Origin of the sequence: Salegentibacter sp. T436 (assembly GCF_001932675.1) — a bacterium.
GTDB classification, from domain to species: domain Bacteria; phylum Bacteroidota; class Bacteroidia; order Flavobacteriales; family Flavobacteriaceae; genus Salegentibacter; species Salegentibacter agarivorans.
Map to the genome: position 1 here is coordinate 3,189,479 of NZ_CP012872.1, position 19,462 is coordinate 3,208,940.

The following is a 19,462-nucleotide window of genomic DNA, read 5'->3' on the forward strand; positions in this document are numbered from 1 at the left end:
AGTAATATAGGCATCATTCTGAATTTATTTCAGAATCTAAGATATTGATAGACTAGAACATGTTAGAAGCTGAAACAAGTTCAGCTTGACGTACTTTACCAGCCTCACTTTTCTATATTCAATTCCTACTTACTCAAATACATTTTTCTTCTACTATACAAATCGTAAAAGGCATCGTCCCTTAAGCTATCAATAAAGAGAATACTTTCTCCTGTACTTTTCATTTCAGGACCTAGTTGCTTATTCACTTTATGGAACTTATTGAAAGAAAATACAGGTTGTTTTATTGCATAACCTTCTAACTTCGGATTAAATTTGAAATCCTTGATTTTCTTTTCACCAAGCATCACTTTGGTCGCGTAGTTCACATAAGGTTCTTTATAAGCCTTCGCGATAAATGGTACCGTTCTGGAAGCTCTTGGATTGGCCTCTATGATATATACCATATCATCTTTAATCGCAAACTGGATATTGATCAAACCAACCGTGTTAAGCGCTAAAGCGATCTTACGCGTATGGTCTTTAATTTGCTCCATCACCAGGTCTCCAAGGTTAAAAGGAGGTAGCAAGGCATTAGAATCTCCAGAGTGAATTCCGCAAGGTTCAATATGCTCCATTATTCCTATAATATGAACATCTTGCCCGTCACAAATTGCATCTGCTTCAGCTTCTATAGCGCCATCTAAATAATGATCCAGTAACAATTTATTATTCGGAATTTTCCTTAAAAGGTCTACTACTGTTTCTTCCAGCTCATCTTTGTTGATCACAATTTTCATTCCCTGGCCACCCAATACGTAGGAAGGTCTTACCAGGATTGGGAAATCAAGTTCATCGGCTAATGCCAGGGCTTCTTCAGCAGTTTCAGCGGTTCCAAATTCAGGATAAGGAATATCGTTGGCCTGAAGCAACTTTGAGAAACTTCCGCGATCTTCAGCAAGATCTAAAGCTTCAAAGCTGGTTCCCATAATTTTTATTCCGTAGCGATCAAGTTTTTCAGCCAATTTCAAGGCAGTTTGCCCACCAAGCTGAACAATCACTCCTTCAGGCTTTTCGTGACGAATTATATCATAAATATGTTCCCAGAAAACCGGTTCAAAATAAAGTTTATCGGCAATATCAAAATCGGTAGAAACCGTCTCAGGGTTACAGTTTATCATTATAGTTTCGTAACCGCATTCTGAAGCGGCAAGAACACCGTGTACACAACTGTAGTCAAATTCAATCCCCTGTCCTATTCGGTTGGGACCGGAACCAAGAACTACAATCTTTTTCTTCTCGCTCACCTTACTTTCGTTATCTACATAACGTTTACCATCGGGAGTTTCAATTTCGGCTTCAAAAGTGGAATAGTAATAAGGTGTTTCAGCTTTAAATTCGGCCGCACAGGTATCTACAAGTTTATAAACCCTATTTATTCCCAGATCTACCCGTTTATTATAAACTTCACTTTCCAGACAATCCAGCATATGTGCTATTTGCCTATCGGCAAAACCTTTTTGTTTCGCTTCCAGCAAAAGATCTTTTGGTAGAGATTCTTTATCATACTTAGAGATCTCTACATCTAAAGCATAAAGCTCTTCGTATTGACGCAAGAACCACATATCTATTTTAGTGATCTCGTGAATGCGGCTTAACGGAATTCCCGCCTGTATTGCATCATAGATCACAAAAACACGATCCCAACTAGCGTAAATAAGTTTTTCTATAATTTCGTCGTACTTGGTGTAGCTTTTTCCGTCAGCTCCAAGTCCGTTTCTTTTAATCTCAAGTGATTGTGTGGCTTTATGTAAGGCCTCCTGGAAAGAACGGCCAATTCCCATAACTTCTCCCACAGACTTCATTTGAAGTCCTAAGGTGCGGTCTGCGCCCTCAAATTTATCGAAATTCCAGCGCGGGATTTTCACGATCACATAATCTAAAGTAGGCTCAAATAAAGCTGATGTAGATTTAGTAATCTGGTTTTCCAGTTCATCTAAGTTATACCCTATTGCCAGTTTTGTTGCAATTTTCGCTATGGGATACCCGGTTGCTTTAGAAGCCAAAGCCGAAGACCTGGAAACCCTTGGGTTTATTTCTATTGCAATAATATCTTCCTTTTCGTCTGGACTCACCGCAAATTGTACGTTACATCCACCGGCAAAATCGCCAATGTTACGCATCATTTTAATTGCCATATCACGCATACGCTGGTAAGCGGTATCGCTTAATGTCATTGCGGGAGCTACCGTGATAGAATCTCCGGTGTGGATCCCCATTGGATCCATATTTTCTATAGAACAAATAATTACCACATTATCGTTCTTGTCTCTTAGCAGTTCTAATTCATATTCCTTCCAACCTAAAAGTGCTTTATCTATTAGCACCTCGTGAATTGGCGAAGCTTCCAGGCCGTGTGTAAGTTTTTCATCAAACTCATCTGGACCGTGTACAAACGAAGCTCCACTTCCACCTAAAGTAAAAGAGGCACGAATCACTAAAGGAAAACCAAACTCTTGCGCAACTTCTTTTCCCTGAAGATAAGAGGTCACCGTTTTTGCCGGGGCTACTGGAATTCCAATTCTCCCCATAAGCTGTTTAAACTTTTCGCGATCTTCGGTAATATTAATGGCGTCAATATCTACCCCAATTAATTTTATTCCAAAATCTTCCCAAATTCCTTTTTCATCGGCTTCAATACAGAGGTTTAAAGCAGTTTGGCCACCCATTGTTGGTAGAACTGCATCTATATTGGGATGCTTTTTAAGAATTTCTACAATAGACTTTGTAGTTAAAGGTTTTAGATAGACGTGATCTGCCATAGACGGATCTGTCATAATTGTAGCCGGATTGGAGTTAAGCAGGATAGTCTCTATCCCATCTTCACGCAACGAGCGTAAAGACTGTGTTCCGGCATAATCAAATTCGCAGGCCTGGCCTATAATAATAGGTCCGGAGCCAATAATAAGGATACTTTTAAGGTTGTTGTTTTTGGGCATTTTTTATCAGGATTGTAGCATATGAAACATAAAAGTAAGGAAGCGATTGGATATAAAAAAAGGCGTTACTAAAAAAAGTAACACCTTTAAATATTTTAAATCCTAATTCTCATTAGTGCTTATGTCTGTTTTCAGAAGAGACAGATATTTTCTTTCTTCCTTTAGCCCTTCTTCTGGCGAGGACTTTTCTTCCGTTTGCACTAGCCATTCTTTCTCGAAAACCGTGCTTGTTCTTTCTTTTTCTCTTGGATGGTTGAAACGTTCTTTTCATTTTAAATATCTTTAAATCTTCTGAATAATCGTTTTTTTAGCTCTCTGTAAAACTGCGTGCAAATATACAAAGCTTTTTAACTATTACAAGAGGTAATTTAAATTATTTTTAATTGTTTTTCTTACCTTTGCCGCTTCCAAAATAAAAGCATTTATGTTTAATAAGAATATCAAATTAGTTTTAGCGGGAGCTGTAATAGGTCTTGCCATTTGGCAGTTTATAGAAGGAAACATTGGAAACGGTATTATGTACATCCTACTTTCCTTAATTTTTATATTCCTGTATTTTAAAAATGAAATGATATTGCTTGCTTTTCTAAGACTTAGAAAACAAGATTTTCCCGGCGCAAAAAAGTGGTTAGATAAAATTAAAAATCCGGAAACTGCGCTTACCCAAAAACAACAGGGTTATTACTGGTATCTACACGGACTAATGGTTTCCCAAACCAATATTACGCAAGCCGAAAAATTCTTTAAACGCGCTATTAAATTAGGCCTGGCAATGGATCAGGACCTGGCGATGGCAAAATTGAACCTGGCGGGAATCGCAATGACAAAACGCCGAAAAAGAGAAGCTACCAATTTACTTGCTGAAGCTAAAAAACTGGATAAGCACGGAATGCTTAAAGACCAGATCAAGATGATGAAGCAGCAAATGAAGAAAATATAATTTTCACATAAATTTAGTTAATTTCAGCTTTCATTAATTTTTCCGCAACTTTTGGCCAAAATATTGACCCTTCAGCGATAATATTTCAGCAATAGTTTCTTCCGAAGTATCTTTGTTTTTAACTAAACAGAACAAAGTGCATGAAGAGACTTTTACTCCTCTTTTTTATAATTTTAGGCTTAAATATACAGGCTCAAACAGAGAAAAGCGACAAGCTTTATTTCTCTGATGCACTTGTTATGCACTTACCTGAATATAATAAGGAAGCAAAAGCGGCTTATAGATACAGGCGCTTCGAAAAAGCCGACCGGTTATTTGAAAACTTTGTTACCACTAAACTCCAGGGAACATATATAGACAATTTTAAATTTTTAAATCTCAAAGGGAAAAAAGTTGCGCTATACGATTATAAAAAGCCTGTTTATTTGTTAACCTATGCTTCCTGGTGCATCCCGGGGAAAGGCGAAATACCGGCACTTAATGAACTAGCCGATAAATACCGGGATAAAATTGATTTTGTAATTGTGTTTTGGGATAAAAAAGAAACCGCCAAAGAACTTTCCAAACAATTTAATTCACATATAGATGTATTATATGTAGATGAAACCAGGAACAACCACGCTTTTGTTGTAGAAAACCTGAAACATTCTTTAGGTTTACCAACCTGCTATTTAATTGCCGGAGACCGGGAAATTAGGGATATTAAAAGAAGTATTTTCCATCCTTATAACCTATCTAAAGAAGAATCTTTTGAACTTAATTACGAAGCAATTAATTCGGCGATTACAAATAACCTTATTGGAAATTCAGAAAAGAAGGAAGAAATAAAATGGAGCGCCATTACACCGGAATAATTAAAGCAATGGAGCCCAGAGCCTGGCCAGGGCTTCTCTTATTTTTTCTAAAGCCGGGCGTTGCATCCATTCATTTATAGTTAGCTCGGTGGTTTCTTTAAGGTCATTATTATAAACCTCAGTCATTTCTCCAGCCACTTCCTTATCGTATAAAAATGCATTGATCTCAAAGTTAATATCAAAACTGCGATTATCAAGATTACAGGAACCAATACTGGTTAGTACACCGTCTACTACCATAGTCTTAGCGTGGACCATCCCTTTATGATAATGAAAAACCTGAACCCCAGATTCCAGTAATTTTTCTATATAAGAATTGGTGGCATAACGTGCAATCACCGAATCTCCTTTTTCAGGAATAATAATTTTAACTTCCACTCCTATTCTACTTGCCATACACAAGGCGGTAAGAATTTGATTGTTTGGAATAAAATAAGGTGTGGTTATATAAATATATTTATCAGCAGTATTTATTGCGGTTAGAATGGCTTCCATAATATTTTGCCAATCGGTGTCGGGGCCACTGGCGGCAATTTGAACCGCAGTATTTTCGGTTAAATCTATCTTCGGAAAAAAACTATCTTTAATTTTAAGTTCTTTTCCACTAATAAAATTAAAATTCAGTAAAAATTGAGCCTGCAAAGATTTTACGGCATGACCTTCAATTCTAAGGTGGGTATCTCGCCAGAACATTTTTTCTTGCGGGTTTTCTTCAAAATTCACATATTCATCACATATATTAATTCCTCCAATAAACCCAATATTCCCGTCTATAATCGCCATTTTTCGATGATTGCGATAATTTAATTTTCGGGTTAAATTGGGAAACCAAACCGGCATAAACGGATAAATTTCAATTCCGCAAGATTTCATTTTTTTAACCGCTTTTGAAGAAAGTCTACTCGCTACGTAATCGTAACTAACCCGTACTTTCACCCCTTCCTCAGCCTTTTCACATAGCAATAAAATAAGGCGGTTTCCTATTCTACCGCTATTAAAAATGTAATATTCTATATGAATATGATCCTGGGCTTTCTTAATATCTTCAAATAAGGCTGAGAACTTATTTTCGCCATTTATAAGGACACGGACTTTATTTAAAAAAGTAACCGGTTTCTTTTGATTATTTTGCAGTAAGTGGACAAGCTTGATCTTTTGATTAACACACTCCTGGTTTAAATTAACCAGATCTTTTTTATTTAGCATTAGCTTATCTTCCCAATGCTTAATAATCTTCTGGTCGTACAGTTTTTTACGGTTAAATAACTTGCTTTTCCTAAATTCCTGGGCAAAAAAGTAATAGACCAACAGGCCTATAACCGGCAGTACAAAAAGTGCAAAAATGAGCGAAATACTTTTTACCGGTTCCCTAAAATGCATTAATTCATAACCGGCCGTTATAAAAACGATTATAAAATTGATAGTTAGAAGTACCCACCAAAAATTATCCAGGAAAGCATTCATTTACTTTACCGCGGTGTAAGTTTTCTCTGCAGGGATCTTAATCTCGTATTCCTTTCTGGATGCATTATTTAAATGTGCTTCTCTAAGCCAGGGATTATGGATTTTTAAGATCTTATAATTAATATCAAAATGATGCGCAAAATCGGCGAAATCTTTTACCACGGTATCAACTTTAACCGTTTTGGTTGGAATATGTTTGTAAAGATGTTTTTCTTCAAAATTGAAGCCGTATTGTTCAGGATTGCTTAAAATCTCTTTTATAGCAAGAATTCTAAACATATATCTTCCGGTTTCTTCCCCGAGCAATAATTCGTAATAATCATCTACTTTTTGACGTTCTAACTGTCTTTCAACGCCTCTATTCCCGGCGTTATAAGCGGCAGCCGCCATTGTCCAGCTACCAAATTTTTCTTTAGATTTCTTTAGATAATCGGCTGCAACACGGGTAGATTTTTCAATATGGTAGCGTTCGTCTACATTTCCATTTATCTCTAAACCGTAATCTTTCCCGGTACCTTCCATAATTTGCCAAAATCCTTTGGCACCTGCAGGAGAAACTGCCTGTGTTAATCCGCTTTCAATTACAGCCAGGTATTTAAAATCGTCTGGCACACCTTCTTCCTTCAGAATAGGTTCAATAATTGGAAAAAATTGATTGGCTCGCTTTATTAAAAGCAAGGCATTAGACTGCCAGTAGGTATTTACCAGCAATTCCCTGTCCATTCTTTCGTAAATATCTGGATCATCAATTGGCACCTCTTCTCCTGCAAAGTTTATATTTTCAGGCAGTGGGAGCGCATAGATATTATAATCTTTTACCGGACGCTCTTTTTGATTGGCTACAGAAGATTCAGCTGTAGCCTCGTTGTTAGAATCTGGAGACTGTTGAGCAGCTTGTATACTTACAAACACAATAGTGAAAAGTCCCACTATAACTAATGCAGATTTTAAAATTTTCATATTAATTCAATTTTTTATTTTTCTCTTTAATTTTTCCTGAAAGTATTATTTCAGGAAGATACTTATTAAACCAACGATAACGATTCAAAATCATTATATGAGTCCCACCTTTTACGGTAATACATTCCGGAATATATTTTATAGGAAAAATCTCGTCTTTATCACCGTGAATATGAACAATGCCTTTTTGGGCTTTGGCACAATTCCATAAAACCATATTTTCTATAGCCCAGTCTAAATAACGCTGATTCCTAACTGAAAGATATTGCCGGTAAAGTTTCGCCCTTTTTTTAATAAAATCTCCTACGGCAATCTTTTCAAAATGATCTACATAATCTAACAAACTTGTAGGTATAAGTTTAAATAAACCTGTGCTGGCGGCGTATCGCATACGCCTTGGCAATTCTTCTCTACATTTTACACTAGAAATTATAATAAGTCTTTTAAGATTAAGACTCTTTGCCATTTCCTGCACAATAATCCCGCCAAAAGAAACCCCTATTAAGACCGCATTCTCATGTTCTATGTATTTATTCATACGGGTGGCATAATTTTTTAAACTTTCATTCTTTTTAGGAATCATCCACTCTAAAAAATGCATTTTAAAACGGTCTTCTGGAAGTTTTATAAATTCAAATATGGAAGAATTAGCAGCCATACCGGGCATAAAATAAACGTGAATCACCTGGTTTTCTTCAGTCATTTTAACAAGTATATAACACTTAACATTGGGCTAATGCCGTAAATTTACCTAAGAAGTGAATTTTGAAATATTTTCAATTTTTAATTCTAATATTTCATAAAATACTCCAGGAGCTTGTCCCGGGGTAGTTTGCACTCCAAAATTACTGCTATTTATTTGGCTTTCACAATTGAAAGATTAAAATTAATGGAGAATTTTACAAAGCCTATAATTTTATTGTTTGCTGCTAATAATTCAGCTTTAAAGGCTTTATTTTCCTACCTTTACAATAACCATCCAAAGAAAATTTTTACAACTAATTATTGCCGATTTATGCGATTAAATTGGCTGGCTTAATGGTTAATAACAAAAAAGAGAAATGATGAATGCCGAAGAAATTATAATTACCGATAATGAATTTTTAAGACAGTTTGAAACTACTATAAATCAACAACTTGCTACCATAGAGTACGCCCAGCAGGAACGAAAAATATTTTTAACAAAAGTATTTATGCCTGAAACTCTTAAAGAAGAAGGCTATATGGATATTTTTATTGAAGCTGTTTTAGAAGAAATTAAAGAACGAAATACGCGCGTAATGCCCACCAGTCCAGATGTTGCTAAATTTATGCGTAAGAACAGGAGAAAGTATAAAGACCTTTTACCGGTAGGAATAAATATTTAAACCGCTACTTTTTCTGAAGCAAATTCAAACCTAACCAATCCATCTTCGTCAATAGAAGTCAGTTCTATTTGATGAAGTGTATTTACCAATGCGGGATCCCAGGGTGCTTTTACCTTTACATAGTTCTCTGTAAAACCGTGAATGTATCCTTCTTTATTCTCCCCTTCAAAAAGTACAGTACTTGTATTTCCTAACTGACTTTCATAAAACGCCCGTCTCTTTTTAGCCGAAAGCCCGCGTAGCATTTTGCTTCGTTTCTTTCTCACTTTGGTAGGAACCACACCTTCCATTTCTGCTGCAGGAGTATTATCACGCTCAGAATAAGTAAAAACGTGCAGGTAAGAAATATCTAATTCATTCAAATAATTATAAGTTTCCAGGAAGCGTTTTTCGGTTTCGCCGGGAAAGCCAACAATAACATCAACACCAATACAGGCATTGGGCATTACTCGCTTAATTTGCGCCACCCTATCGCTATAAAGCGAACTCATATAACGACGCTTCATCAATTTAAGCAAATCGTCACTTCCGCTTTGTAATGGGATATGAAAATGAGGCACAAACGTATTACTATCGGCAACAAAATCTATGGTCTCGTTTTTCAATAAATTAGGCTCAATAGAAGAGATTCTTAAACGTTCAATTCCATCTACCTCATCTAAAGCTTTTACAAGGTCAAGAAAAGTATGTTCGTGCTTTTTATTGCCAAATTCACCTTTTCCGTAATCCCCAATATTTACTCCGGTAAGCACAATTTCTTTAATTCCTTTTGCTGAAATTTCAGCGGCATTGGTTAAAACATTTTCCAGTTTATCGCTTCGGGAAATTCCACGCGCTAACGGAATGGTACAATAAGTACATTTATAATCACACCCATCCTGCACCTTTAAAAATGCACGGGTTCTGTCACCAATGGAATAAGCACCCACGTAGAAGTCGGCTTCATCAATTTCACAGGAATGAACTTCCCCAAGATCATTTTTAGAAAGATCGTTAAGGTAATCGGTGATTTTGAATTTTTCAGTCGCCCCAAGCACTAAATCTACTCCATCTACATCGGCAAGTTCTTCCGGTTTCAATTGGGCATAGCAACCCACGGCAATCACAAACGCATCTTCATTCACTTTTTGCGCTTGTTTTACGATGGTTTTAAAGCGTTTATCGGCATTCTCGGTAACCGAACAGGTATTGATCACATAAATATCAGCTTCTTCAGTGAATTCCACACGCTTAAAACCTTCATCTTTAAAAGATCTTGCAATGGTAGAAGTTTCTGAAAAATTGAGTTTACAACCCAAGGTATAAAATGCGACCTTCTTAGTATTCATACACCTTCCTGTTTTTGTAGAAGTTAAACGATTTTTAGGGCTGCAAAGATACCAACAATTATTGTTTTAGGAAAACATTGTTTTGATTTCGGTTCTCAGTTGTGAGTTATCAGTTGTCGGTTTTCTGTTTGTGGTTAAGTCGTCATTGCGAGAAGGCGATAGCCGACGTGGCAATCTGTCCTTAAAAATCGCATTCAAACGTCATTCCGGGTTTAATAAATTAGATCCCGGATGAAAAATCGGGGCAGGCTCTGAAATAAGTTCAGGTTGACGTTTTGATCAAATACATTGAACTGAAGATTGCTGCACTCGCAATAACGAATTAACTTAACATTATATAAGAAGAGGAATGATTAAACTTTCTCAACCGAACCAACTATAACCTCAGCTTCCAGTATAATTTTACTTTTTATAGAATTGGAGATCAAACAGGCTTTTTCACTTTTTTCTATGATGCGTTTGGCTCTTTCAGCATTATTTTCGTCGGAAATTTCCAAAACTGGTTTTAGTATAATTTCAGTCATTTGAAATTTACCTTCAACTTTATCCAGTTTTCCAATTGCTTTAGATTTAAAAGAGATAAACTCCAGTTTAGAATTTTCAGCAATAGCCAGGAAGGTTGTCATCAAACAACTTTCTACCGCGGCAACCAGAAAATGTTCAGGAGACCAAATGTTGGGCATTCCTTTTGGAAAATCTGGCGGGGTTGCTGTTTCAATAATATCGGTCAATTCAGGAGAGCTAACTTCTCCTTTTCGATCTTCTAACCAGATAAGATCTACCTGATATTCGTGTTTTTCAGCCATAACTTTATATTTTTTAAACCCAAATGGGGTATTTTCTTTTACAAAGAAACAGCGATTAAAAACTAAAAAATATGATTCAGGTCAGCTTCAGGAAAAACTTTAAGATTCAATAAATTCTTTAAGCGTATTTACCACATAATCCAGCTCATCCCTGGTATTAAATCTCGAAAATGAAAACCGTACGGATGGTTTTTTAAGGTCTTCTTCTTCTAAAAATGCATTTAGCACATGAGATCCCTTATCACTTCCACTTTGGCAGGCACTACCTTTAGAACAGGCAATTCCTTTTAAATCTAATTGAAATAATAACATTAAAGCTTTATCGGCTGGCACCGGCAAACATACATTTACCAAAGTATAGGTACTTTTTGAAGCATCGTCACAATCACCGTTGAATTTCACCCCGGGAATTTCGGCTTTTAATTTTGAAATAAAATGAGCTTTTAGATCACTTATATAGGCCTTTTCTTCGGCTAAATTATCTAAAGATAGTTTTAAAGCTTCTTCCAGGCCTACAATATTATGAACCCCTTCTGTGCCGGCACGATGGCCACGCTCCTGCTCTCCTCCAAAAATAAGTGGTTTTAATCCGCTGTTTTTTCTAATAAAAGCAAATCCCACACCTTTTGGGCCGTGAAATTTATGGGCGCTTACCGCGGTAAAATTTACCGGTATTTCACTAAAATCAAGATCATAATGTCCCACCGATTGTACACAATCTGAATGAAATAAGGCGTGATGTTTTTTACACAATTCTCCGACTTTTTTAATGTCCAGTTTATTCCCAATCTCGTTATTTACATGCATCAGGCTAACCAACGTCTTTTTATCTGAAGCATTTAATAATTTTTCTAAATGTGCTACATCAATATTTCCGCGGGAATCTAAATCAACATAAACTACCTCTACATCAAAACAATCCTGAAGCTGCTCTACGGTATACAAAACCGCGTGGTGTTCAATTTTTGAAGTGATTATTCGCTTAACTCCAAGATCACGAACCGCGGAATTTAAAGCCAGGTTATCGGCTTCAGTACCACCAGAAGTGAAAATTATTTCTGAAGCTTTTACATTTAAATAACCGGCAACAGTTTTACGCGCCTGCTCTATTAAAGATTTAGCAGATCTTCCAAAAGAATGGGTAGAAGAAGGATTACCATAAACCTCTTTCATCACAGAGGTCATTCGGTCAATTACTTCATCACGCATTTGCGTGGTCGCGGCAGAATCAAGATATACATTTTTCATTGCCGCAAAATTAAACGAAATAAAATTATTTAAAAGAACCTGCCCTAAAAATCTTGAATTCCGCTATTTTTGTTTCACTTTGAATATATTACCATACTATGAAAAAGATTCTTGCAGCTTTATTTTTCTCTTTTGCCCTTTATTCCTGTGACGACGGGGATATTACCGTGACCAGTTTCGATTTAGAAAACAGTGATCTAACTTTATGTGAAATTGATGGTAAAAAAGTGCTTTGGGCTGTAAATAATGAAGATGTTTATGAATCTATGTCTTTAGAATTAAAAGATAATCGTTTAAATGATACGCTTACGCAGAAAATTTTAACGCTGGAGGTAAATGATTCAATAGTAATTAATCTCTCGGGCGAAGATAACCGACTGGTTTACAGAATTTATGACAGTGAGATTAATGGAGGCGAATATTTTTGTAAGGGAGTACCGCCAGGATCTCCGCGGGTATTAGAAGAATATGTTTCTGCCGGCGGAGTTGTGGTAATTAGAACCAGGTTTAATGATATAAGCCTCGATGCCGACGCCGATGGGGATGACGTACCCAATGGCGAAGAAGGATATGATCCCAACGGAGACCATCTGGATACTGATGGTGATGGTATCCCAGATTATTTAGATATTGATGATGATAATGATAATGTCCCTACGGCTGATGAAAAAAATGCCAGTCCTGAAGATCCTACAACAGAAGAAGGTTATTTAGATACAGATGTAGATGGAATACCCAATTATCTTGATCCCGATGATGATGATGATGGGGTTTTAACCCGCCACGAAATTGATCCTGAGGATGTACAAAGAGCTATTGACGAAAATAACGATGCCTTTTTAAGTCCTATAAATACGGCTGAAGTTGATGGATTCCCAAATTATTTAAATGAAAATATTTTTGATCCTAATTTTGAACACGATCTTCAGTTAGATCATCATATTACAAGAAGTTACAGATCTACCATTGAGATTAAAAATTTTAATTTAATTAGACAGGATGGAAGCGGCGAAGATATTCGGTTTGATTCTTATATCCTGGGAAGGCTGGATGTTACAAGAATTCCTTTTCAGCAATTTACTAACCTTCAACAGGAAAATGAAGAGGGACAAAGTGATAACGAAAATGGTGAAGAAGAAACTAATACAGAAGATTAAACATTCTGAAAAAAATAGACCTCTGTAGCACCCAGACCATATTTTTGATAATCGGCATCGTAAAATTTAAGGTTGTCGTATCGGCCCAGTAAATAATCCAATTCGGCTTTTAAGACTCCCTCACCTACCCCGTGAATAAACACAATTTTCTGAATTCGTTTTCTCATTGCGAATTCTATTTGCCGTTTTGCAGTTTCTAATTGAAGGTTCAGCATATCGTAATTATTCATCCCGCGGGAAGAAGTGGTAAGTTTTTCAATATGCAAATCTACTTCCATTGGAGGCAAATTTCTTTCTTTCGGCTTTATGCGTTGTGATTTGGGTTTTGGAGGTAACTTTTTTTCAGCTAAAACCTTTTCAAAATCAACATCATCAGATAAAGCTTCAATTGGGGTTTCAATTTTCACTAATTCCGCTGCAGAAAATTCCATTTCAAAACCATCGGTAGTTTCAATATAAACGGTGCCGGCTTCAGTTTTTATTACATAACCTTCCAGCACATCATCTAAAACCGCCACTTTATCCCCTTTTTTCAGCTCCATTACTCGTTATTTTCGTCTTCTTTATGATCGTCTTTTGTCTCTACCCAAAAATTTGTTGCACGATAAAGACCTAGCATAATAGTGACTAAACCAATGATTTTAAAGTAAGCGTGAGCACCTTCAGCTGCAATAGCATAAATTAAAAGTGCGCCACCTACTACGATTAAAATTGTATTTATTACTTGAGAATTATTCATTTTTTTACCTGTTATCCCTTATTTGTAAAATGTTTAAAATAACGGTTCTTGTATTTTCCGCAAAGTTACAGGAATTATGAGGCAAATATACTTCTTAGCTTTTATTTTCTCTTTTTACTACGGAAATGCTCAATTACACATTTCGCCTTCGACTTCCGGAGACTCCTATATTTATCTTAGCGATCGTTTTTTGTATGTTGAAGACAATATCAATTTAGAAAAAAACCACAATCCAGAAACTGAAGCAAGCATTTACCTTAGAAAAGAATCGCAATTATTACAGGGAGAAAAAAGTACAAATCTCAATTATGGGAATGGCTTACTCTCGGTTTTCCAGGAAGGCACGTCTAATGCTTTTGATTATAATTACTGGGCCTTGCCGGTTAAAGATAATATTAGTCAAGACCAATTTGGTGCCGTGATTTTTCAACCCAAGAACAAAACCAATAGCAATCCGGTCCATATTACAGGAAGTTTAGAAGGCACTTCCCACCCTTTAAGAATTTCTCGCCGCTGGATTTATAAATATTCTGGCAGTGATTATAATGACTGGCAGCACGTAGGTGTTAGTTTTGATGTTGCGCCGGCCGAAGGCTTTACTATGAAAGGTGTAAATGGCACTGACCCCAGACTCGTTAACGGAGTTGAAAATAATCCAGGCAATAGCCAGCAATACGATTTTAGAGGTTTACCTAATGATGGCGAGATAAAAGTTTCAATAAATAAGGACCAGGCAGTTTTGGTGGGCAATCCTTACCCTTCGGCCCTACATTTACAAAGTTTTTTAATGGAAAATTCCGCCAGCACAGGCATTGCTTATTTTTGGGACTCTAAAAATAATGGTGATTCTCATAATCTAAAAGACTATGAAGGTGGTTATGGTTCTTACTCTCCGGGGCCAAATGCTTATGCGCCCGCAGTTTTTAAAACTTATAACGGTGCAGGTGAAGAAACAGGAAGTTCGGGAGAAACCGGTAGTGAAATTGCTCGCGAATATGCCCCCATTGCACAGGGTTTTATGTTAAGCGGAAGAAACGATGGCTATATTCATTTTAAAAATTCGCAAAGAAGGTTTCAACAGGAAAATTCACAAACTTCAGAGTTTAAAAATCAGCAAAAAAGTGAGATTCCACTTTTAAAACTCAATGTAATAGTAAATAGCCTCTACACCCGTGCCCTACTTTTAGCTTTTAGGGAAGATTCTTCTAAAGATTATGATTGGGCAATGGATGCAAAGATCTATGGGGTTTTGCAGAATGATGTGGGATGGAATATTGAAGAAGCGTTTTATAATATACAGGTAAGGCCGTTTAGAAAAAATGATAAAATTCCGTTGCTAATTAATTTAACAGAAAATGCTTCATTAAGCTTTCAACTTGATGATTTTAGACAATTTGAGAATGAAAATGTGTATATTTTTGATGCTGAGTTAGAATCTAATTTTCGATTAAATAAAGATATATTTTCAATAGATTTACCAAAAGGAAACTATAGTAATCGATTTTTTATTAGTTTTATTGAGGAAAAAGAAGATAATTTGCAATCTGAATTACCAGTAGAAGAATTAGATTTTTCAATACCTGAAGCTCTTATTGTTCAAAATAACATAGAAGCGCAATTGGAGATTAAAATGGTGGAAACCGATGTAAAACAAATTTTGTTATACGACCTTAACGGACAAATGATTTATAATAAAACATTACCAGGCGGAAGTGCAAATTATACATTGCCTACTTCAGGACTACAGGACGCAATTTATGTCCTGAAATTAATTTCTTCTAGCAATATGGAATTCACCAAAAAAATTAGCATTAAAAATTAATTATGGAAGATTTTATGTTGCCCTGTCTTAACAAAAGCCTCTTTGGAGTAGATTGTTTTGGCTGTGGGGGTCAACGCGCCTTATTACTTGTTTTTAATGCAGAATTTACCCAGGCATTTTTAATGTTTCCGGCTATCTATCCCATTTTATTTTTACTTGCCTTTCTCATCCTGAATCTCTTCGTAAAATTTAGATACGATTTTCAAGTAAAAATCGGGCTAATTATTTTGAGCGGAGCGGTAATGCTAATTAGCTATTTAATAAAAATGAATCAATTAATACAACTAACCCAATAAACCAATCTTTATGGAAAGACAACAATTACCAAATTCAACTTTAATTTTAATTTTCGGTATTCTCTCAATTATAGGATGCTGCTGTTACGGTATTCTGGGAATTATCTTCGGAATTATTGCGCTTGTAATGGCAAAAAGGGCTACCGAAATCTATAATGCACAACCTGAACTATACACCGGGTACCAGAACGTAAAAACCGGGAAAATTCTTGCTATTATTGGCCTTATACTAAGCGCTATTAGTTTAATAAGCACTATTGTAATGTTTATTATGTATGGCGGAGTAGATGGGATTTATGAGATGCAAAATGAAATTTTAAGAGAAATAGAACAAAATCAATAGGTCTTTTTCTTTTTGAGAATAAGAAAGAGGCCGTCTAAAAAGTATTTAGATGGCCTTTTTTATTGATAAAAGTTTTTGTGAGAGAAGTGCTTCTTCTTTTGTAGATATTCTTAATGATAAAAAAAGGCAAGGAAGCCCCCTTCCTATGCTATACTGAATTTTCTTAAGTTGTGCGCCATAGCAATTAACCCTATTTCAGTAGTTACTTTCTCCATTCCCCGAAGCATAAATCGCTTGAAGCCCATATTTTGCTTGATATTCCCAAAGACGGCTTCCACATCCCAGCACCGACGTTTACGATGTGCTATTCCCGCTTCACTTAATAGTAGGTTCCTGGCTTTTTCCTTGAGACGGATCAGGTTATGATTGCGCTCGATAATCCTGTTCCCTTTGGCTTTATGGCAAGCACCGCGAAGCGGGCACCCCTGGCAGTTTTGAGCCTGGTAGCGATGAACCTGCTGCTTAAAACCCGTAGTGGTTTCACTCTCATAACGCTTTACTTTCTTCATCGCCTGGCCCATAGGGCAGTAATATGTATCGGTTTCTTTATTGTAGAATAGGTTGTCCGGGTGGAATGGGTTTTCCCGATGCTTTTTATCGCGTTGTTCTTTATGGAAGTAGTTGTATTTCACATAAGCAGTAATTTCCTTTTCCTCTAAATCGGTATAATTCTCTTCACTGCCATAGCCGGCATCTGCGGTAAGGCTTTGAGGTGTTTGATCGTAGGAGCCTATATGATCTTGCAGGTGGTTTTTTAAGGTAGTGGTATCTGCGGTGGTTTGGGCTAAGGTATAATTGGTAATGAACTGGTTATTGGTGGAGGCCTGAAGGTTATACCCGGGTTTTAATTGCCCATTTTGTGCATATAATCATCTTTCATCCGCATAAAAGTAGCGTCGGGATCTGTCTTACTATAGCTGTTACGCTTGCCCAGAAGGGCTTCCTGCTCCTGGTATTTCTTCAGGTTCCCTGGCCAGTTCTTCCTGGCATAGTTGAGCTTCTGTTTTACTTTTTTATCGATCTCCTTATCCTTTAATGCGTCATTAATGGCATCAATGGTTTTGGCTACTTCAGCCGGATCGATAGCATCAAAATCAGGTTCATTGGGAAGCATTTGTTCCTGGTCATAAACCTGTTCCACATAAGACCATAGTTCCCGGAGCTGTTTCTTGATACGCGCCTTGCTGTTCTTGATCGATTTGCCCCATACAAAAGTAAAGCGATTGGCATTGGCCTCTATCTTGGTGCCATCCACAAAGAGTTCCTTTAAGGACAGTACACCCTGGTCGGCCAATAAAAGAACCACCTGGTTGAAGATATTTTTAAACTTCCCTTTTAAGCGTTTGCCCCTAAAATCATTGATGGTATTATGATCGGGTTTACTTTGACCGCTGAGCCACATAAAATGAATGTTCTCCTGAAGGGCCTGCTCAATTTTACGAGAGGAATACATATTGCGCAGGTAGGCATAGATGGTCACCTTGAGCAACATCCGGGGATGATAACTGGAAGTACCTCCTCCTTTATAACTTCGCTCCAGGTCAGCGATGTCGATTTGATCAATAATCGTATTGACGATCCTAACGGGATGATGGGCAGGGACCAGATCATCATAACTGGGAGGCAAAAGACTTAACTGCGACTGGTCATAGGTCTTAAATACTGCTTTGGCTTTCATTACATCAAAATACTAAAAACCAGAAAATAATACAACAAACAAGGCTGCCTTTTCAGACAGCCTCTTCCTTTTTTAATTATTTGATAAATATTTATTTCTCAAATTGTTTTAGTGTAGTGGTAATGATATTTACACAATCTCTAATTTGCTCTTCGTTCATTACTAATGGCGGAGCAAAACGAATAATATTGCCATGGGTTGGCTTGGCTAAAAGTCCGTTTTCTTTTAGTGCCATACAAATATCCCAGGCAGTAGAACTATCTTCTGAATCGTTTATAACAATAGCATTTAATAAGCCTTTCCCTCTAACTAATTCTACAATATTGGAATCACGTATAAAATCGTTGAGTAATCTTCTAAAAAGATTCCCAAGTTTTTCGGCATTTTCAGCTAAATTTTCATCGCGAATTACTTCAAGGGCAGCAGTTGCTACAGCGCCGGCTAATGGGTTTCCACCAAATGTAGAACCGTGTTGCCCGGGCTGAATTACATCCATCACTTCATTATTCGCCAACACAGCAGATACGGGATAAACACCGCCGGAAATTGCCTTTCCAAGAATTACCATATCTGGTTTCACCTCTTCGTGGTCTACTGCCAGTAATTGCCCGGTACGAGCAATTCCGGTTTGCACTTCATCTGCAATAAATAAAGCGTTATTTTCTTTACAAAGTTCTCGAGCCCTTTTCAGATATCCATCAGAAGGTACATAAACTCCCGCTTCTCCCTGAATTGGTTCTACAAGAAAACCTGCAATATTATCATTCTCTTTTAGCACTTTTTCCAGCGCATCAATATCATCGTAAGGGATTTTTATAAATCCGGGTGTGTATGGGCCAAAATTCTTCCTGGCACCTTCATCGTTAGAAAAAGAAATAATCGTAGTTGTTCTTCCATGGAAATTGTTTTCACAAACAATTATTTGGGCTTCAGTTTCTTTCACTCCTTTTCTTTCGTAAGCCCACTTTCTCGCAATTTTAATCGCGGTTTCAACAGCTTCTGCCCCGGTATTCATAGGCAGCAACTTGTCGAATTTAAAATAATCTGTTGCAAACTTTTCATACGGGCCTAATACGTCGTTATGGAACGCCCTGGAAGTAAGCGTAAGCGTAGCAGCCTGGTTACAAAGCGCATCAACAATTTTTGGATGGCAGTGTCCCTGGTTTACTGCAGAATAGGCTGAAAGAAAATCGTAATATTTATTTCCTTCTACATCCCAAACGTGAACACCCTCGCCGCGGCTAAGCACCACTGGTAAAGGATGGTAATTATGAGCACCATACTGGTCTTCTAATTCAATAGCTTCTTTTGAAGATGTAATTTTTGGTAAAGACATGTTCAATTTTTTTAAAATCAATAATTCTATAATTCCTTCTTTTGCACCTATAAAATCAGGTCACAGGGGAGAGAAATCATCCATTATTTAAGTTTTCGCAAATTACTAAATGTTTGTGGGAATTTTTAGGAACACAGGGAATAAAT

At 36.8% G+C, this 19,462-nt stretch carries 18 protein-coding genes and 1 pseudogene; 7 read left to right on the forward strand and 12 right to left on the reverse strand.

Annotated elements, in window-relative coordinates:
• Positions 1–125: 125 nt before the first annotated feature.
• Positions 126–2,978, reverse strand: a complete 2,853-nt coding sequence (carB, locus tag AO058_RS14115) for a carbamoyl-phosphate synthase large subunit (RefSeq protein WP_075327123.1) — start codon at positions 2,976–2,978, stop codon at positions 126–128.
• Between the two features lie 112 nt (positions 2,979–3,090).
• Positions 3,091–3,249 (reverse strand): 50S ribosomal protein L34, encoded by a 159-nt coding sequence (gene rpmH / locus AO058_RS14120; protein ID WP_075327124.1) that lies wholly within the window; start codon positions 3,247–3,249, stop codon positions 3,091–3,093.
• Positions 3,250–3,402: 153 nt separating this feature from the next.
• Between rpmH and AO058_RS14125 the strand changes: the two genes are divergently transcribed.
• Together AO058_RS14125 and AO058_RS14130 are read left to right on the forward strand one after the other, a co-directional pair.
• Positions 3,403–3,918 carry a hypothetical protein gene (locus tag AO058_RS14125; RefSeq protein ID WP_075327125.1) on the forward strand — a complete coding sequence of 172 codons (516 nt, stop codon included), beginning with the start codon at positions 3,403–3,405 and terminating at the stop codon, positions 3,916–3,918.
• Positions 3,919–4,058: 140 nt separating this feature from the next.
• Complete coding sequence (locus tag AO058_RS14130; RefSeq protein WP_075327126.1) at positions 4,059–4,772, forward strand: TlpA family protein disulfide reductase; 714 nt, start codon at positions 4,059–4,061, stop codon at positions 4,770–4,772.
• On the opposite strand, the gene cls is transcribed toward AO058_RS14130, so the two are convergent.
• Genes cls through AO058_RS14145 form a run of 3 tightly spaced genes read right to left on the reverse strand, consistent with a single transcriptional unit; the run spans position 4,773 to position 7,899 of the window.
• Positions 4,773–6,236, reverse strand: a complete 1,464-nt coding sequence (cls, locus tag AO058_RS14135; RefSeq protein WP_075327127.1) for a cardiolipin synthase — start codon at positions 6,234–6,236, stop codon at positions 4,773–4,775.
• Positions 6,237–7,196: a lytic transglycosylase domain-containing protein gene (locus AO058_RS14140; RefSeq protein ID WP_075327128.1), complete on the reverse strand. Its 960-nt coding sequence runs from the start codon at positions 7,194–7,196 to the stop codon at positions 6,237–6,239.
• A 1-nt stretch (position 7,197) separates the two neighbouring features.
• The gene (locus tag AO058_RS14145) at positions 7,198–7,899 is read right to left on the reverse strand and encodes an alpha/beta fold hydrolase (protein ID WP_075327129.1); all 702 of its coding nucleotides are present in this window, start codon (positions 7,897–7,899) and stop codon (positions 7,198–7,200) included.
• A gap of 361 nt (positions 7,900–8,260) precedes the next feature.
• Here AO058_RS14145 and AO058_RS14155 point away from each other — a divergent pair, with 361 nt between their 5' ends.
• Positions 8,261–8,563 (forward strand): N-acetyltransferase, encoded by a 303-nt coding sequence (locus AO058_RS14155; RefSeq protein WP_075327131.1) that lies wholly within the window; start codon positions 8,261–8,263, stop codon positions 8,561–8,563.
• Here AO058_RS14155 and mtaB read toward each other — a convergent pair.
• From mtaB to AO058_RS14170, 3 genes are all read right to left on the reverse strand, one after another.
• Positions 8,560–9,891, reverse strand: a complete 1,332-nt coding sequence (gene mtaB, locus AO058_RS14160; protein WP_075327132.1) for a tRNA (N(6)-L-threonylcarbamoyladenosine(37)-C(2))-methylthiotransferase MtaB — start codon at positions 9,889–9,891, stop codon at positions 8,560–8,562. The genes AO058_RS14155 and mtaB overlap by 4 nt on opposite strands.
• A gap of 353 nt (positions 9,892–10,244) precedes the next feature.
• Positions 10,245–10,697, reverse strand: a complete 453-nt coding sequence (locus AO058_RS14165) for an OsmC family protein (RefSeq protein WP_075327133.1) — start codon at positions 10,695–10,697, stop codon at positions 10,245–10,247.
• Positions 10,698–10,796: 99 nt separating this feature from the next.
• A complete protein-coding gene (locus tag AO058_RS14170) occupies positions 10,797–11,945 on the reverse strand; it encodes a cysteine desulfurase family protein (RefSeq protein ID WP_075327134.1) in 1,149 nt (382 codons plus the stop codon).
• A gap of 98 nt (positions 11,946–12,043) precedes the next feature.
• Between AO058_RS14170 and AO058_RS14175 the strand changes: the two genes are divergently transcribed.
• Entirely contained in the window at positions 12,044–13,102 is a 1,059-nt protein-coding gene (locus AO058_RS14175) for a hypothetical protein (protein WP_075327135.1), read from the forward strand.
• Here AO058_RS14175 and AO058_RS14180 read toward each other — a convergent pair.
• Together AO058_RS14180 and AO058_RS14185 are read right to left on the reverse strand one after the other, a co-directional pair.
• Positions 13,099–13,644 (reverse strand): Smr/MutS family protein, encoded by a 546-nt coding sequence (locus AO058_RS14180; protein WP_075327136.1) that lies wholly within the window; start codon positions 13,642–13,644, stop codon positions 13,099–13,101. The genes AO058_RS14175 and AO058_RS14180 overlap by 4 nt on opposite strands.
• Positions 13,644–13,841, reverse strand: a complete 198-nt coding sequence (locus tag AO058_RS14185) for a hypothetical protein (RefSeq protein WP_075327137.1) — start codon at positions 13,839–13,841, stop codon at positions 13,644–13,646. The genes AO058_RS14180 and AO058_RS14185 overlap by 1 nt, the downstream gene beginning before the upstream one ends.
• A 76-nt stretch (positions 13,842–13,917) precedes the next feature.
• Here AO058_RS14185 and AO058_RS14190 point away from each other — a divergent pair, with 76 nt between their 5' ends.
• From AO058_RS14190 to AO058_RS14200, 3 genes are read left to right on the forward strand one after another with little or no spacing between them, the layout of a single operon-like run.
• Positions 13,918–15,663 (forward strand): T9SS type A sorting domain-containing protein, encoded by a 1,746-nt coding sequence (locus AO058_RS14190; RefSeq protein ID WP_075327138.1) that lies wholly within the window; start codon positions 13,918–13,920, stop codon positions 15,661–15,663.
• A 14-nt stretch (positions 15,664–15,677) separates the two neighbouring features.
• Positions 15,678–15,959 (forward strand): DUF2752 domain-containing protein, encoded by a 282-nt coding sequence (locus AO058_RS14195; RefSeq protein WP_232228918.1) that lies wholly within the window; start codon positions 15,678–15,680, stop codon positions 15,957–15,959.
• A 10-nt stretch (positions 15,960–15,969) separates the two neighbouring features.
• On the forward strand, positions 15,970–16,302 hold the full coding sequence (locus tag AO058_RS14200; protein WP_075327140.1) for a CCC motif membrane protein: 333 nt from the start codon (positions 15,970–15,972) through the stop codon (positions 16,300–16,302).
• Between the two features lie 143 nt (positions 16,303–16,445).
• Here the strand turns inward: AO058_RS14200 and AO058_RS14205 are convergent.
• A pseudogene (locus tag AO058_RS14205) lies at positions 16,446–17,980 on the reverse strand (IS1182 family transposase).
• A 91-nt stretch (positions 17,981–18,071) separates the two neighbouring features.
• The gene (gene rocD / locus AO058_RS14210; RefSeq protein WP_075327141.1) at positions 18,072–19,316 is read right to left on the reverse strand and encodes an ornithine--oxo-acid transaminase; all 1,245 of its coding nucleotides are present in this window, start codon (positions 19,314–19,316) and stop codon (positions 18,072–18,074) included.
• Positions 19,317–19,462: the final 146 nt, after the last annotated feature.